Origin of the sequence: Lactobacillus sp. ESL0260, assembly GCF_003692935.1 — a bacterium.
Taxonomy (GTDB): domain Bacteria; phylum Bacillota; class Bacilli; order Lactobacillales; family Lactobacillaceae; genus Lactobacillus; species Lactobacillus melliventris.
On record NZ_REHO01000012.1, the window covers coordinates 115,305 to 131,363 of the forward strand.

13 protein-coding genes and 1 tRNA gene are annotated in these 16,059 nt (G+C 35.7%); 7 read left to right on the forward strand and 7 right to left on the reverse strand.

Annotated features, from left to right (window positions below; all coding sequences use genetic code 11):
• Positions 1-4: 4 nt before the first annotated feature.
• The 4 genes from argS to F5ESL0260_RS06205 all read right to left on the reverse strand — a co-directional run bounded on the left by argS (position 5) and on the right by F5ESL0260_RS06205 (position 4,779).
• Positions 5-1,690 carry an arginine--tRNA ligase gene (argS, locus tag F5ESL0260_RS06190; protein WP_122026258.1) on the reverse strand — a complete coding sequence of 562 codons (1,686 nt, stop codon included), beginning with the start codon at positions 1,688-1,690 and terminating at the stop codon, positions 5-7.
• A gap of 258 nt (positions 1,691-1,948) precedes the next feature.
• Positions 1,949-2,596, reverse strand: coding sequence for a L,D-transpeptidase (locus F5ESL0260_RS06195; RefSeq protein WP_122026259.1), 648 nt, complete (start codon positions 2,594-2,596; stop codon positions 1,949-1,951).
• Between the two features lie 45 nt (positions 2,597-2,641).
• Entirely contained in the window at positions 2,642-3,490 is an 849-nt protein-coding gene (locus tag F5ESL0260_RS06200; RefSeq protein WP_122026260.1) for an NAD(P)H-hydrate dehydratase, read from the reverse strand.
• 2 nt (positions 3,491-3,492) lie between these two features.
• Positions 3,493-4,779, reverse strand: a complete 1,287-nt coding sequence (locus F5ESL0260_RS06205; RefSeq protein ID WP_122026261.1) for a serine hydrolase — start codon at positions 4,777-4,779, stop codon at positions 3,493-3,495.
• Between the two features lie 94 nt (positions 4,780-4,873).
• Here F5ESL0260_RS06205 and F5ESL0260_RS06210 point away from each other — a divergent pair.
• The 3 genes from F5ESL0260_RS06210 to F5ESL0260_RS06220 all read left to right on the forward strand — a co-directional run bounded on the left by F5ESL0260_RS06210 (position 4,874) and on the right by F5ESL0260_RS06220 (position 6,822).
• A tRNA-Leu gene (locus F5ESL0260_RS06210) sits at positions 4,874-4,957 on the forward strand.
• Positions 4,958-5,277: 320 nt separating this feature from the next.
• A complete protein-coding gene (locus F5ESL0260_RS06215) occupies positions 5,278-5,502 on the forward strand; it encodes a PspC domain-containing protein (protein WP_046325161.1) in 225 nt (74 codons plus the stop codon).
• Between the two features lie 204 nt (positions 5,503-5,706).
• Positions 5,707-6,822: a pyridoxal phosphate-dependent aminotransferase gene (locus F5ESL0260_RS06220; protein WP_122026262.1), complete on the forward strand. Its 1,116-nt coding sequence runs from the start codon at positions 5,707-5,709 to the stop codon at positions 6,820-6,822.
• A gap of 198 nt (positions 6,823-7,020) precedes the next feature.
• On the opposite strand, the gene F5ESL0260_RS06225 is transcribed toward F5ESL0260_RS06220, so the two are convergent.
• Positions 7,021-8,664, reverse strand: coding sequence for a polysaccharide biosynthesis protein (locus F5ESL0260_RS06225; protein ID WP_122026263.1), 1,644 nt, complete (start codon positions 8,662-8,664; stop codon positions 7,021-7,023).
• Positions 8,665-8,759: 95 nt separating this feature from the next.
• On the reverse strand, positions 8,760-11,174 hold the full coding sequence (leuS, locus tag F5ESL0260_RS06230; RefSeq protein ID WP_122026264.1) for a leucine--tRNA ligase: 2,415 nt from the start codon (positions 11,172-11,174) through the stop codon (positions 8,760-8,762).
• Positions 11,175-11,457: 283 nt separating this feature from the next.
• On the opposite strand from leuS, the gene F5ESL0260_RS06235 reads away from it, so the two are divergent.
• On the forward strand, positions 11,458-12,120 hold the full coding sequence (locus tag F5ESL0260_RS06235) for a phosphatase PAP2 family protein (RefSeq protein WP_122026265.1): 663 nt from the start codon (positions 11,458-11,460) through the stop codon (positions 12,118-12,120).
• Positions 12,121-12,178: 58 nt separating this feature from the next.
• Here F5ESL0260_RS06235 and F5ESL0260_RS06240 read toward each other — a convergent pair whose 3' ends face one another.
• Entirely contained in the window at positions 12,179-12,667 is a 489-nt protein-coding gene (locus F5ESL0260_RS06240) for a cupin domain-containing protein (protein ID WP_110446322.1), read from the reverse strand.
• 331 nt (positions 12,668-12,998) lie between these two features.
• On the opposite strand from F5ESL0260_RS06240, the gene F5ESL0260_RS06245 reads away from it, so the two are divergent.
• The 3 genes from F5ESL0260_RS06245 (at position 12,999) to F5ESL0260_RS06255 (ending at position 16,057) form a co-directional block, all read left to right on the forward strand.
• Positions 12,999-14,192: a hypothetical protein gene (locus F5ESL0260_RS06245; protein ID WP_122026266.1), complete on the forward strand. Its 1,194-nt coding sequence runs from the start codon at positions 12,999-13,001 to the stop codon at positions 14,190-14,192.
• Positions 14,193-14,258: 66 nt separating this feature from the next.
• Complete coding sequence (locus F5ESL0260_RS06250; protein WP_122026267.1) at positions 14,259-15,449, forward strand: hypothetical protein; 1,191 nt, start codon at positions 14,259-14,261, stop codon at positions 15,447-15,449.
• Positions 15,446-16,057, forward strand: a complete 612-nt coding sequence (locus tag F5ESL0260_RS06255) for an ABC transporter ATP-binding protein (protein WP_122026268.1) — start codon at positions 15,446-15,448, stop codon at positions 16,055-16,057. The genes F5ESL0260_RS06250 and F5ESL0260_RS06255 overlap by 4 nt, the downstream gene beginning before the upstream one ends.
• Positions 16,058-16,059 lie beyond the last annotated feature (2 nt).

Consider the following 16,059-nt stretch of genomic DNA (forward strand, 5'->3'; position numbering starts at 1 on the left):
ATTTTTACATTTCTTTAGGAGCATTAACACCTAATAGTCGCAAAGCCTCGGTTAAAACAATTGAAGTTGCTTGAACCAGTGCTAACCGAGCGCTTATTTGATCATCATCAACTAAAACTTTGACATTAGCATAATATTTATTAAACTTCTTGGCTAAATCAAGCGCATATTTAGCAATAATTGACGGTTCAAATTTAGCACTGCTGCGAGCAATGATGCGGGGGAAATCGGCCAAAGATTTGGCAACTCCAAAAGACCAGTTATCATCTATCTTTATATTAGAAAGACCAGGTTTATGCCCTTGATCAGCAGCCTTACGCAAAACACTTTGAGCGCGCGCATTTGTGTATTGCACGTAAGGACCAGTATCTCCTTCAAAACGGACAACTTCATCAAGATCAAAGTCAAAGTTTTCAGTCCGCTCGTTTTTCAAATCGTGAAAAATTACTGCTCCAACTCCCACATCATGAGCGACCTGGTCTTTATTAGCTAAATCAGGATTCTTTTGCTCAATTTGCTTTTGTGCCAAATTAACAGCATCCTGTAAAACCTGATCAAGGAAAACCACGTTCCCTTTTCTAGTAGAAAGCTTTTTACCATTTTGAGTAATTAAGCCAAAAGGAACATGATAAATTTCGTCAGCCCAATCATAGCCCATTTTCTTCAGAACAGTTTTCAGTTCTACAAAATGCTGGGACTGTTCATTACCGACAACATAAAGCATTTTGACAAAATGATACGTATTTTGACGATAAATGGCTGCTGCCAAATCACGTGTTAAGTAAATACTAGTGCCGTCAGATTTCACAATCAAAGCTGGATTTTCATCTTTACCCATGTCAACAACTTGTGCACCGCGAGATTCATGCAAAAGTCCTTTTTCTTTTAATTCATCAATAACCGGCTGCATCTTATCATTAAAGAAAGCTTCGCCTTTATAAGAATCAAAAGTAACTCCGAGTTCTTTATAAATGCGATTAAAATCAGCTAAAGATACGTCACGGAACCATTGCCATAATTTAACTGCTTCTGGATCGCCCTCTTCTAATTTTTTAAACCAAGCACGTCCTTCATCATCCAGTTCTGGATGTTTTTCAGCCTCTTTGTGAAATTTTACGTAGTACTTAAACAAATTCATGATGGGGTCTTTTTTCACATCTTCTTCAACGCCCCAATGCTTATAAGCAGCAATTAATTTTCCAAATTGAGTGCCGTAGTCACCTAAATAATTAATTTTTATAGGCGTATAGCCAACTTTTGCCAAAGTTTTAGCAATTGAATTACCAATCACAGTCGACCTTAAATGGCCCATAGACATTGGTTTGGCAATATTAGGACTAGACATATCGATCGGAACATTGCCTTTTCCTAAGTTTTGATCACCAAAGTGCTCTTTTTGCTGCAAAATTTCTGCAAGAGTTTGTGAGATCAATCTGCTATGATCTATTGAAAAGTTAACGTATGGACCTACAGCTGTGATAGATGCAAAATCAGTGCTCTTTAGCTCACTGGCAATATTTTGTGCAATAACTGCAGGATTTTTGTGTTCCACTTTTGCCAAAGCAAAGGCTGGAAATGCATAGTCACCCATGTTTTCATTTTTGGGCCTTTCAATTAACGAACTGATCTGCTCTTTGGAAAGATCAACCTGTCCAGCAACCAACTCGACAACCTTATTCTTAAAATCCATTTTTCCCTCCTAAATGCCAAAAAAAGTCCCTCCTTCACTAACTTGAAGAAGAGACGAGTATAACCCGCGGTACCACTCTTTTTGATACAAAGTATCCGCTTATTAAATTTTCTAATTGGTCGGTTAGACACGCCTTCAGTCATTTTTCCAGCCTGACTCTCATCAATCTCAAGCTCGCTATATTGGAAAAAATGCCTACTACTTCTAACTACTTTCATCAAATGATTATAACAGCAAATAATGTCTGCGCCAAATTTTTTAGTTATTTTTGATAATTACCTTTGTGCCGGCAGGAATATTTTCAACCAGCCAACGTGAGTCAGGGACACTTAGCCTGATACAGCCGTGAGAAGCAGGCTTGACTCCCAGCTTTTCAGCCTCTTTAATGTTGTATTTGCCATTACTTTTTGTCGGAACCGAATGAAAAAGATAAACATTTTCCTTGTCCCAGCTGGTCCAGTTATTAGCGCCCTCGTTTAATTCAGGATTATAAAAAGAATCTCCACGATCATACTTTATTTTGTATGTTCCGGTTGGTGTTAACGATTTACTCTTTTTAAAAAGTCCTGCACTCGCTAACATGGTATATATTCTTTTATTACCACGTAAAATATAAACACGATTACCTTTAAGCGAAACTCTAATTTTTAAGTCATTTTCAGAATTCTTTATTTTGGGATAAGGTTTAGTTTCACTCGCTTTTTTCCAATTGAAAGGAGAACGCAAGTCTTTAGGGTCCTGATAAGGACGATAGGATGCAGCAGTTTTTATAACCACTGTTTTCTTGGCATCCTTAGTTTTATTATCCACTTTGGGCTGAGTAGTCATGAAAACCCGCGCAAGACTGATAGCGCATATTAGAATAATGCAAAAAGCAGTAAGAACTTTTAATAGACTTTTTTTCATATAATAACTTTTCTCCAAATCATATTTTGTGTTTCAACGGAAAAACTATCCTTTGTTAGCATAGTGATTCATCAACTGAGGCAATATCGCACTTATTTTAGTTGGGCGCACCACATAATCCGTTTCAGCAATTTTATCGCCTGCTAAGGAATGAAGATAAATTGCAGCCAGGACTGGATCTAGCGTGCCACCAAACTGTGCTATAAAGCCACCAATTATCCCTGCTAATGTATCTCCCATTCCACCAGTAGCCATACCAGGATTACCGCTAGTATTTACAAAAATTTCGTTAGTACTAGTATAAACATGCGTGCGATTTGATTTTAAAACCAAAATAACATTTTGGGTAGGAAAAATCTTTTTTAAAGCACTCAAATTAGCACTATCAGTTTGATAAGGAATTCTAATTTGACTTAAACGCTGCCATTCCATTTGATGAGGTGTTAAAACGATCAAGCCAGCACTGGTCGGGATTAGCTTAGGGTCTTGTCCAATTAAATCCAAAGCGTTTGCGTCCAAAACTAATGTTTGATTTGAGGAAACATTCTGACAAAGAGTAAGCATCATTTGATGAGCAAAAGAGTTAGTTCCTAACCCTGGTCCGCAAACAATAACATCCATTTTAGTGATTAAATTTAGTAAGTTCCGTTCACGCCAATCAATGAACATTACCTCAGGATTACGAGCATGTAGTGCATTCAAGTTAGCAGCATGGGTAGCTACTGAAATTAAACCTGCACCGCTATTAAGCGCAGCTTCAGCTGCCATAATGATCGCACCACCATAATTTTCATTGCCCCCAATTAACAGGATTCTGCCATAATTACCCTTATGTGAATTACTGGGGCGTTTTTTAATTACTTTTGTCAAAATCTTTGCAGTTATTTCAGACATGATTAGCCTCCAAACAGCCAACGCCAAAACCGAATTAAAAAGTTAACTTTATTAGTTGATTGTAATGCCTGAGCAGGTAAAAGTAAGCCATTAGGCTGTTGCAGAGAAATAATTTTATTTTTACCGGCTTTAAAAAAATAGTAATTAATTCTTTGCCCCTCTTTAATGGGAGCTTCAACAACTTTTGCCTTTAAACCCACTTTAAATTTTGGACCATTTTGAGGCACCCAAATCAGACTTTTATTCTTCATACCAATATTTATTTGTCTGGCTTCTCCGTTGTGAACTTCTACATTAGTATGACCAATAATTACTTCATTACGCTGAAAGACTAGAGGCTGATAGTTCTGATAAACATAATCAAGTAACTTGCCAGTCTGAATAAAACGAGCTGGGTCAGTATTGGTTAAATGTTTTGCTCCCATTATCACCGTGATGATTCTGCCACCCTGATGGCGTGCGGTTGCAATGAAGCAAGCACCAGCAGCATCAGTTGTTCCCGTCTTTAAGCCATCAATCTTAAAGCGTTTGCGGTACTGCGGCATCCCTTTTAGCATCCAATTAAAATTGCTCATTGGTATCGCCATTTTTTGATCAATAAAATTCATTTTAGCAATATTAGTAGTTTTAAGCACTTCCGGAAAATCTTGAATTAAATGCTGCCCTATGATTGCCATCTCTTTAGCCGACAACATATTTTCGGCATTTTTATCTGCGTCTGGATAGCCATCGTTACCCACACTCTTGTTAGGTAAACCACAAGTCGTATATATTTGATCGCTCTTAATACCCCATTTATTTAGCTGCTTTTTCATTTGTTTGACAAAAGCTACTTGGGAACCACTAACTGCTTGTGCTAACATCATTGCGGCTCCATTAGCCGATTCAATTAATGTTGCCTGATACAACTGTCTGATCGTATAGGTATGCTTCATACGCAGCGGAACGTTGGAATATTCTCTGTTACTTGCAACAGCAAAGATTTGCTGAGTTGGCGTTACTTTAGTATCCCAGTTTATTTTATTCTGGTCAATCGCCTTTAGTGTCAAGTAAACAGTCACCAGTTTGGTCATCGAAGCTATAGGTAATTGCTTGTTAATGTTTTTACCATACAGCAACTGTCCTGTTTTACTGTCTATAGCAATTGCCGCCTTGGCATCAATGTTGACTTCATTTTTATTATAGTTAGCAGGTAACTCTGGGGCAGCTTTTACATCCACAGGAACCACTATAAGTAATAAACTGATAAGAATTAAAAAGATCGCTTTAGCTTTCTTTTTCAAGTACAAATCACCCTTTCCTGATTTTTTTTAATTATTTTACGTTTTATGATTACATTTTACCAAATTTTTGGTATGATTATTACTGTGCTAAAAATAATAAGCCCCGATGGCGGAATTGGCAGACGCGCAGCGTTCAGGTCGCTGTTTAGGTAACTAAGTGAAAGTTCGAATCTTTTTCGGGGCATTTGTGTAGGAAGAGCTAATCTCTAGGGATTAGCTCTTTTGCTATTCTGATACTTTTGCACTGCGCAAGCAATAAAAGTGAAAGCTCCAAAGACCCTGACTCCCAATTAACTACTCGACTCTGATGAAGCCAACATCATAATCCGCATTTGTTGCAAACAATAATATATTTTTGTGTGTGGCATGCCTTGAAACTGATTTTTCCATTTATTGAAATATTGAAATTTTAAATTGTAATTAGTATTTTTATAATAAAAAATATTTTAATATGTACTTTAATGATTATTTTGTATTAAAATTAATACAAAAGGAGGCACAGTCATGCAAAAACGATTAACAAAATCCCAGGATAAAGTTATATCCGGCGTATTTGGCGGTGTGGCAGAATATTTCGGTTGGGATAAAGCGTGGACCAGAATTGGTGGTGCAGCATTAATACTATGTACAACCTTTCCCGGACTGCTTTTATATATTATTGCTGCTATTGTGATGCCTGAAAAAAATCGTCATGATGATACTCTTGATGGTGAATTTCATAAGCCTTAAACTGATTGTAAAAATATAAATTGAATTTCAACACGTTATTTAAGCCTTTCAAAACTAAATTAATGTGAGATCAGCTAAAAATCCAAGTATATATGGGCAAAACTGCTCATTTATACTTGGATTTATTTTTTAGTTAAGTTGACCTTTTTTTAATTAAAGAATATGATTTAGACAATAATTTACTTAAAGAAAGGTTAGCGTATTATGAGCTTAGACGTTAATATACTTCCCTCCGACTATATTGATTTGTCTATTGGAGATTTTCGTTCTGGAATAAACAAAAGAATAATTGATAAATTGGTAAAAAGAGTTGAGCATGCTGGAAATGGATATACTCCGGGTTTGGGACTGCCTAAACTGAGAGAAAAAATTGTGTCATACTACAGTGAGACTTACGGTATCAAGGATATTGACATCAATAATATTCAAATCACCGTTTCATGTCTGCACGGTGCTTTTTTATCATTAAGATCTATCATCAAAAATAAATCTGATGAAATTATTGTTATTGCCCCATTTTTCCCTTCATACTTAAATTTAATTGCGGGAGTGGGCGCAACTCCAGTAATTGTTAAATCAGAGGCTCCTACTTTTGCACTGCCAATTGAGCAAATCAAAAAAGCCGTCAATGCAAATACTAAGGCCATCATTATTAATTATCCTAACAATCCTACTGGAGCCAGTTTGTCGCAAACGGACCGGGAATTCTTGAATAATCTCTGTGAAGAGAAAAATATTTTCGTGGTTGACGATCATGTTTACAGCGATTATCCCTGTAAATATCAATACCAGCCAATCTCAACTGATATTTCTCAGCAAATTTTAGTAAGCAGCTTTTCCAAAAGTTTTGCCATACCAGGAATACGTCTTGGCTATGTCATTGCACCAGCCAATATTATTGAGCGGGACGGCTTTTATAATGAAGGGATCACTTTCAGTGCCCCAACTATTAGTCAATTCATTGGGGAAATAATTTTGGAAGAACCAGAGAAATATACCCACCATATTGAGGAAATTAAACAGACCGGTGCAGAATTAACCAAACTTTTTACTAGGAGTAAATATTTTCCTTGCTCCTCATACATGGGTGGCTTATATATGTTTATTGAAGTACCAGAAACCATCAAGGACATTGACCTATACTATAAATTGCTGGAAAAACACTTTCATGTAATTGTAGCTAAGGGAAATGATTTCCAATATTCAGACAGATACTTCAGAATTTCTCTTTCAACCGAAAAAGGAATTTTAGTAAAAGGTGTGCGAAAAATTATTGATTGTGTAGATTACACTTTGAATTACAATAAGCAGAACGCATAACATCACAAAAATAAATTTAAAAATTATTATATTAAAAAAGCTCAGCAAGCGCCAGAGTTCATTCTAGCAGCCTACGAGCTTTTTCATTTTTTCTCACATTTTACGTACTTCATAATTAATCTTAAGTTTTTAGTTAAATAAAATAAAAAATGATACCGAAAGAATATCGGTATCAAATTTAATTATATTGGGGTTTGTTTAAGCACGAATGTGCAGTTTTTCCAATATTGGAATGATTTTATTGCCTAAAATTTTCTGTGCTAAATTAGACTTGATAGCCGCAAAGCCATAAAACAAGCAACCCACAACGACCGCGACAAAAACAATGACGAGTGACTGTAAACTGCTTGCAGGACTTAAGAACAACTCCAGTCCTTTTTCTACTGCCAAAACCAGCAAAAACATGACAACTGAAAATGCAGTAATGCCAATAAAACGTCGTCTTGTACGATCCTGATTGAAATTGTAATTAATCTTAAGGTGTTCTATCGCCATAAAGATAATGACAAGCATTCCTAAATTAGTGGCAATCAATGGGCCAAATATTTTAAAGACATAAATCATGGGGTATTGCATTAAAATCTTAATGATTAAACCTAATACTAAATATTTAATTGCAAGTCCATTTTCCGATAGGCCCTGTAAAATAGCCATTAATACCGTAAATAAGCCCAAACTAATAGCTGTAAAGGAAGAAAGGTATAGTACATTTGATCCTAGTTTGTCATATCCGTAAAAGATGGTGTAGATTGGTGTAGAAATCGCAGCCATGCCAAAGGAAGCGGGAATCATGACAAATAGAAATAAGTCTAAAGTATTACCAATTTGGTCAGAAATTGCACGAAAATCATGCTTAGTGTGAGCTGCAGACAACAGAGGAATTGTCGTCACAGCCATAGCACTTGCTAAAGACACAATGATCATTATCAACTTATTGGCATTAAGCGCAAATAACGCATACCAAGTTTCAATTGTATTATTAGTTGCGCTAACCAAACTGGAGATAATTGGGTGAAAGCTATATTGGTCTACCAGATAAAAAAGCTGAATACCTGCATCAATAATTATAAAAGGAATTGCCTGGGCAATAATTTCAGCAAAAAGAGCAGAAGTTGAAACCTGTATTTCATTATTGGAATTTTCAACTAACTCGTTAAGTTTATTACGTCTAGACAGCAAAAACCACGTTAAAATAGCTATGCCAAAAACTGCTCCAATCGCAGCAGCCAAATTTGATTGCACCACCGCATCAACAAAATTACCATGCTGTACTTGCATAATAATATAAGCAGTTAACAGCATCCAAATTACTCGTGCTAATTGTTCTACAAACTGGGACATTGCTGACGGCATCATGTCTTCGTAGCCTTGAAAATAACCCCTCATAATACTTAATACAGGAATAATTAAGATGGCGTAAGACAGGCTTCTCATTACCCTTACTTGTCTTGGATCAATTTGTGAACCATTAGAAGCTAAAAAAGGTGAAGCAAAATACATCACTGCAGCAGAAATAATTCCTAAAAATACCATTAATATTAAGCCGCGATGAAAAAGCTTACGTCCAACTCCGTACTCATTAAGCGCATTATACTTAGCCACCTGTTTAGCAACAGCACCTGGAATGCCCGCAGTGGATATTAAAATAAAAATACTATAAATGTTATAACTTCTGGCAGTTAAGGCATTGGCAATATTACCATAGGGCGACATCCAATAAAACCATGGAATAATATAGAGAGCACCCAAAATACGTGAGGTAATAGAGCCGAAAGTCATCCACGCACTGCCTTTAATGAAGGTATTTTGTGTATTTTGTTCAGATAAATTATTTTCTTTCATTAAAGTTCCCTAAATCTAGTCTACTAACTATATTATTGTGAATGAAAATGAGCAATTAACAACAAATATACTTTGCACTTTAGGAAAAATTAACTTTATTTAGCTACAATATTGACAATCTTATTTGGTACGACGATGACTTTTTTAATATCTTTGCCTTCTAAAAATTTCTGGACGTGAGGCAATGCCAATGCTTGTTTTTGAGCTTGATCTTTATCCATGTCAACAGCCGCCTTAAAATTGCCACGCAGCTTGCCATTTACTTGCACCATGATTTCGACTGTTGATTCAACCAGTTTGGCTGAATCATAGGTTGGCCATTTGGCAAAAGTTACGGATTGCTCATGACCAAAGATTTGCCAGATTTCTTCCATCATGTGCGGAGCGATTGGGGCTAAAAGCGTAATGAAACCTTCCGCATATTTTCTTGGAATCGTTTTTGCTTTTTGCGCAGCATTAACAAAGACCATTAATTGAGAAATTGCAGTATTGAAATGTAAGTCATCAAAATCTTCAGTTACTTTTTTAACAGTTTCGTTATAAATTTTATCTAAAGTGCCATCGTTTTCAGCCACAATATTTTCTTGTGGTATGGCTTTAAGATCCAAATCATTAACAAACAGACGCCAAACTCTGTCTAAGAACTTTTTGGTTGAAGCAGGACCATTATCATCCCAGTCAATAGATGCATCTAGTGGGCCCATGAACATTTCATACATTCTAAGACTGTCTGCACCATACTCATCAATGACATCATCAGGATTAACTACATTGCCTTTTGATTTGGACATTTTATCATGATCTTTCAGAATTAATCCTTGATTGAATAGTCTTTGGAATGGTTCTTCATTAGGAACAACACCTAAGTCATACAATACCATATTCCAGAATCTGGCATAAAGCAGGTGCCGGACAGCATGTTCTGCGCCACCAATATAAAGGTCAACTGGCATCCACTTCTTTAGCATTTCGTAATCAGCCAGCTTATTGTCATTATGTGGATCAACAAAGCGTAAGAAATACCATGATGAACCGGCCCAATTAGGCATGGTATTAGTTTCTCTTTTACCTTTACGACCGTTTTTGTCAACTACATTTACCCAGTCCTTCAAGTTTACCAATGGACTTTCAGGTGTACCTGACGGCTTAATGTCAGTAGCATGAGGTAAAACGAGCGGTAATTCATCTTCTGGAACCAATGTAGTTTCTCCATCTTCCCAGTGAATTACTGGAATTGGTTCACCCCAATAACGCTGACGACTAAATTCCCAGTCACGTAACTTGTAATTAACCTTTTTTTCTCCAGCGTGGTGTTCAGTAAGCCACCCAACGATTTTATCCTTTGCTTCAGCATTATTGAGCCCATTTAAAAACTCTGAATCTATGTGTGGGCCGTCACCAGTATATGCTTCTTGTGCAACATCTCCGCCCTTAATAACTGGTTTAATAGGCAAATTGAATTTCCGAGCGAACTCATAATCACGCGTATCATGGGCCGGTACAGCCATTACGGCACCAGTCCCATAGCTAGCAAGAACATAATCAGCAATCCAAATTGGAATTTCTTTGTTGTTTACGGGGTTAATGGCGTAAGCGCCAGTAAAGACTCCAGTTTTGGTTTTATTTAAATCTGTTCTTTCAAGGTCGGACTTAGATTCAATTTGCTTAATATAAGCGTTAACTTCATCTTTTTGACCAGCGGTCATAATTTTTTGGACTAATTTATTTTCAGGAGCTAAAACAGCATAGGTTGCGCCAAATAAAGTATCTGGTCGGGTACTAAAGACATCAAATGTTTCATTAGAATTTTTAACCTTAAAAGTAATTTGGGCACCTACTGACCGCCCAATCCAGTTACGTTGCATTTCTTTAATATTTTCTGGCCAGTCAAGATTATCCAAACCGGCAAGAAGACGATCTGCATATTTAGTTATTCTCAGCATCCATTGCTTCATGTTGCGCCGATATATAGGATAACCACCGCGTTCAGTCTTACCATCAACAATATCTTCGTTAGCAACAACTGTACCTAAATCAGGTGACCAGTTAACCGGTGCTTCCGCTTCATAGGCCAAACCATTTTTATACATTTGTTCAAATGTCCATTGCGTCCACTTGTAGTATTTAGGATCGCAAGTTGCTACTTCCCTGTTCCAGTCGTATGAGAATCCTAGAGTATTAAGCTGCCGTTTGAAATTGGCAATATTTTCAGTAGTAACAACTGCCGGGTCTTGCCCAGTCTGAAGAGCATACTGTTCAGTCGGAAGGCCAAAAGCATCCCAGCCCATTGGGTGCAGTACATTATAGCCTTGGCTACGTTTCATCCTTGCAATGATATCTGTTGCTGTGTACCCTTCGGGGTGTCCTACGTGAAGTCCCTTACCAGATGGAAAAGGAAACATATCTAAAACATAAAAATTCTTCTTTTTGGGATCGTTACCTGTTTTAAAAGTTTGATTTTTTTCCCAGTAATCCTGCCATTTTTTTTCAACAACTTTGTGATTGTACATATTTTTACCTCATAAAAAAAGTCCTATGAAATTCTTTCATAGGACGAATAATCGCGGTACCACCTAAGTTCCACGCTAAAAGCGTGACACTTCTTGCCCCTTAACGCGGATAGCAAACGTTAGAATTGTTCCAGGCTCAGTTCACAATCTTTTTTCTAGTCTTGCACCAACCGACTTTTCTCTATAGAAAAATAAAACTGCTACTAGTTCCTGATCTTTATTTTTTGACCAATAATGATTATAATTTACCACAAATGCAAAAAAAAACAAGGGGAGAAAATTTTTGAACAAAACGATACAAACAAAGAGAGACACGATAATACCTGCGACCATATTTTTGATTTTGTACGCTATCTGGGCAATTTTAGTTGCTTCTGAAAATCAATTTATTCACAATTTTGACCAATCAATGATTAATATTATCTGCAACAATAATCCTATTATAATCAAGTTTGCGACAACTTTTACTAATTTAGGAAATACAAATGTAATCACAATTGAAACTATAATTTTGGTGATTGTTTTAGCACTTAGCAAAAGATTTGCATGTGCTGTTTTTACTGCAGGAACCATGATAGGTGCTAATGGCTATAATTGGATCATCAAGCATGCAATTGCAAGGCAAAGACCACTTACTGAACATCTTGTTGCAGCTCATGGTTACAGTTTTCCCTCAGGTCACTCTGTTGGCAGTGCTACTTTATTTGGAATTTTAATTGTTCTAACAATTTTATTAATCAAAAATAAAGCTGCTAAAACAGTATTATGTCTTGTTTGGGCTTGTTTTCCAATATTAATTGGTTACACCAGAATTTTCATTCATGTCCATTATCCATCTGACGTAATTGGGGGTTTTCTAGAGGGAATCGCATTTCTCTTAATTGGATACTCCTTTCTTTACCATTATTATTTAGAAAGTCAAAGAGCACAAAGCAATTTATACTAAGTAAAAGGATTCAAACTGATTTAAAGTTTTGAATCCTTTTTTTAGTATCAAAATCATTCTAATCCAGCGCTAACCGCTCAATGACTTTTTTGTAGGCAGGATATTGTTTGAGTAAATCTCCCTTTTTAAGCAGTTCAAAGTCGTGATAATCAAATCCTGGCGAAACTACACAGCTTACTAAACAAAAACTATCTGGTTTTACAACTTCCGAAGCAAAAATGGTATTCTTCGGAACTCTGAATTGCATTCTTTCACCAGCAGAAACATTTTTACCCAATTTAACGGCTGAATATTTACCTTCTGGAGTAATACAGTGAATAGTAATCGCTTCACCGTCATGGTAATACCACATTTCATCATGATTCAAACGGTGAAAGTGAGAACAACTTGTGTCATCAAGCAAAAAATAGATGGACGTATAATAAAACCGTTCTGCTTTACTATCTTCATCATAAAACTGCTTATCACTCGCATAAACTTGCCTGAACCAGCCACCTTCTTGGTGAGGTTCAAGATTTAGTGCTTTGATATAATCGTCACGTTTCATATTTTCTCCTTAACAAAAATTCAAATTATATATACAAATTTAACTCATTTTCACTTTAAAGTCAGCTAGTAATTTTTAAAACAAAAGTTTAACTACTTATTAATTTTTCAATTTTATTAATTAAATTTACCCTTTGGATAATAAATATTATATGAATTTTTGATTGCAAAAAAGGAAATAATATTATATCATCAAGTAATTAAATGTTGACACTTAAAAGGTACCGTGTTAGTGCCGTGACATTAATTTTAATATTGAAGTCATAAAAACTGCTAGATCAATAATTTTAATCTAGCAGTTTTTTTAAACCTAGATTAAGAGGTGACGAAAAATGCCGTACATGAAGTTAAAAGTTAAGCAAATGCTCAAAAGTAAATTTACCTGGATTAGTCTGATAGCTATTCTAGTAGGTTGCCTCTCTTTTTGGACAAAGAATTATTATGCTAGCAAGTCTGTCAGTATGGAACTTATTACTGCAAAAGCTAATGTAGCTATTCAAAAGAAAAACGTCATATATTTTAAAAAAGAACTCAAACAGAAAAAATTAGATGAGGACAATAAGAAGCAAATAAGAAAAAGTCTAAAGAGTTCCCAATCAGATATAGCTGAAAAACAAAAACTCATTAAGGCCCTCCAGTCCAAAGATTGGCAAAAAGCCTATCCGATCATGATTAAAGAAGCCAAATTTTGGCTTGCTGATGCTAAGAAAAATGGCTCGAATAGTGAAGCCGTTGCTATAAGTAAACGTGATTTATTGGAACTGCAAACATTAGCCAAACAACATTTACCAAAAGAACAGACTATTAATCCAGTAAAAGGCGGTTTTTTTCTTATTTTTGTTATGGAACAATTCTTACCTATACTTGTAGTCCTAGCCGTTATTTTTGTTCTGGTAAAAATATTTGCAAGTGATTACTTTGACCGTATGAGGTTAGGCAACTTATTACCGCAAAATAGATTGGTATTAAGCGAATTTTCTACTGGTTCTTTAATGGGTTTCTGTTATTTTCTCGTTACCTTCTTGTTGATTTTTTTGATACCTAGTCTTTTTGCCGGAACTGGCAATTTTAACTATCCAATTGCGGGCATGAATCCTGTGACTAAAGAATATATTTTTATTCCAATGCATCAACTCTTGTTGCCAATTTTAATGTTAGAATTGTTAAGTTTTATCTTTATCTCAGGCATGGTGTTATTTTTCGTTCAGTTTTTTAAGAATCCTATTATTGCGTTACTTTTTTCTGTACTGGTATTGGTTGGAGGTATGGTTATCCCACAATACATAGTAGCTGAACGGAGTTTTGCTCAGTTCATTCCGATGAGCTACTTCTTTGCTTTACAACCAGTGAATGGCATGTTTGGTATCAGTAATTCCTATGTCATCGCAGATGAAACGAAATTGGTAACTTATCCGCAAGTAAATTTTACTAACGGTGTAATTGTTTTACTAGTAGGAATATTAATTCTTTTGCTTCTAAATTACTTTGTCGCCGAAAAAGCACAAAAAGGAATAAAAACAAGTTAACTTTATCAATATTATCTTAAAACGTCTAAACTATCTTTTTAATTTTTATATAAAGAGGTGAGAAAAATGCCATATTTTAAGTTACAAATCAAACAGGTGCTCAAAAGTAAATTTACCTGGATTAGCCTTTTAGCCATTTTACTCGGATGTTTTTATTTTTGGATAAAAAACTACAATTCTCGCTATATTAATCCGCGCATAATAGAAGCTAAAGAAAATATAGCTCTGGAAGAGAAAAATGTCAGATATTATCAAAAACAGTTACAAAAAGCTAATTTGACCAAAACAACCCGCCGCAAAATTGAATTGGATCTGGCAGAAAATAAGTCTTCTATGAAAGAATTTAAGACCTTAATTAAAGCAATTCAAACAAATAAGTGGCACAAGGCTTATCAAATCATAATAAAGCAAGAAAAATACAATCTTGCTGATGCAAAACGTAATAATGCCAGTAAAGATAATATACTGGCAATTGAAAGTAATATTCAAAAATTACAGTATCTGAAACGAAATAACTTACCAGAAGAAAATGAGCACTATTCTGTTAAGGGCGGATTTTTTATATTAGAAATGATGCAGGAAGTCTTGCCACCTTTAGCAGTTTTAGCCGTAATTTTTATTTTGATCAAGTTATATTCGTCCGGTTTTTATGAACGAATGCGTCTAGCAAATCTTTTGCCGCAAAAAAATCATTTGCTGATTGAATTTGGCACTAGTTCATTAATTGGATTCGGTTATTTCTTAGCAGCATTTCTATTGCTTTTTATTATTCCAAGTATATTTTTTGGTACTGGTAACTTTAAATATCCGATGATGGGCATAGACGCAGTAGCTAAACGGAATATCTTCATTCCAATGTATCAGTTGTTTTGCCCTACTTTAATTTTAGAATTATTTAGCTTTATGTTCATTGCAAATGCGGTTTTGCTTTTCGTACAAGTATTTAAAAATCGCTTGCTGGCATTATTCATTTCCGTTCTAATATTAGTTGGCGCTATGGTTCTTCCACAATATGTAGTAGCAGCGAGAAATTTTGCCCAATTCATCCCCATGAGCTATTTTTTCTCCTTACAACCAGTCGATGGTATGTTTGGCATCAGTAATGCCTATGTCTTTGCTGATGAAACCAAATTAGTTACTTATCCGCAAGTTAATTTTACGAATGGCATGCTAGTTTTAGCCCTAGGAATTATTCTCCTGTTATTTTTAAACTACCTCACAGCACGAAAAGCCCAGAAAGGGAGGAAAACAAAATGATTGAAATTAGAGATTTAACCCTTACATTACGTGAACCCATACTCAAAAATGCCAATTTTAACTTTCAAAATGGCAAAATATACATGCTTCATGCACTTAATGGCACTGGTAAAACCAGCGTCCTCAGAACTATGGTTAGCTTACTGGCGCCAAGTTCGGGCCAAGTCTTGTTTGACGGCAAGCCTTTTGCTAACGTCAAAAGCCAGGTTTTTTACCTCGAAACTTCTGACTGGTTTGACAAAAATCTTTCGGGGTTCGATTATATGCAATTTGTTAAAAACGAGTGGCATTCAAACCTGGATCTACAAGATATCATAAACCGCTGGGGAATGAATAATTATATCAAAACTGCAATTAGAAAATATTCATTGGGGATGAAGCAAAAATTGGTGGTTGCCCTTTATGAGTTAAGCGATGCCCAGTACTTACTAATGGATGAAATTAACAATGGTCTGGACAGTGACAGCCGGCAAACTCTTTATCAGGAATTAGCCAATTTAGCAAAGCAGAATAAGCTTATTATTATGGCTTCTCATTATCAAGATGAAGTAGCAGGAACTGTTGATGATACTTTGACATTAAAGCACCACCAATTAGTTCGAGGATAGAG

What these genes read in the sequence shown, in the direction of transcription:
- F5ESL0260_RS06240 (WP_110446322.1), bottom strand. Translation starts at nt 12,667, where the DNA reads ATGAAACGTGACGATTATATCAAAGCACTAAATCTTGAACCTCACCAA.
- F5ESL0260_RS06215 (WP_046325161.1), top strand. Translation starts at nt 5,278, where the DNA reads ATGCAAAAACGATTAACAAAATCCCAGGATAAAGTTATATCCGGCGTA.
- F5ESL0260_RS06200 (WP_122026260.1), bottom strand. Translation starts at nt 3,490, where the DNA reads ATGTCTGAAATAACTGCAAAGATTTTGACAAAAGTAATTAAAAAACGC.
- F5ESL0260_RS06220 (WP_122026262.1), top strand. Translation starts at nt 5,707, where the DNA reads ATGAGCTTAGACGTTAATATACTTCCCTCCGACTATATTGATTTGTCT.
- argS (WP_122026258.1), bottom strand. Translation starts at nt 1,690, where the DNA reads ATGGATTTTAAGAATAAGGTTGTCGAGTTGGTTGCTGGACAGGTTGAT.
- F5ESL0260_RS06250 (WP_122026267.1), top strand. Translation starts at nt 14,259, where the DNA reads ATGCCATATTTTAAGTTACAAATCAAACAGGTGCTCAAAAGTAAATTT.
- leuS (WP_122026264.1), bottom strand. Translation starts at nt 11,174, where the DNA reads ATGTACAATCACAAAGTTGTTGAAAAAAAATGGCAGGATTACTGGGAA.
- F5ESL0260_RS06255 (WP_122026268.1), top strand. Translation starts at nt 15,446, where the DNA reads ATGATTGAAATTAGAGATTTAACCCTTACATTACGTGAACCCATACTC.
- F5ESL0260_RS06245 (WP_122026266.1), top strand. Translation starts at nt 12,999, where the DNA reads ATGCCGTACATGAAGTTAAAAGTTAAGCAAATGCTCAAAAGTAAATTT.
- F5ESL0260_RS06225 (WP_122026263.1), bottom strand. Translation starts at nt 8,664, where the DNA reads ATGAAAGAAAATAATTTATCTGAACAAAATACACAAAATACCTTCATT.
- F5ESL0260_RS06195 (WP_122026259.1), bottom strand. Translation starts at nt 2,596, where the DNA reads ATGAAAAAAAGTCTATTAAAAGTTCTTACTGCTTTTTGCATTATTCTA.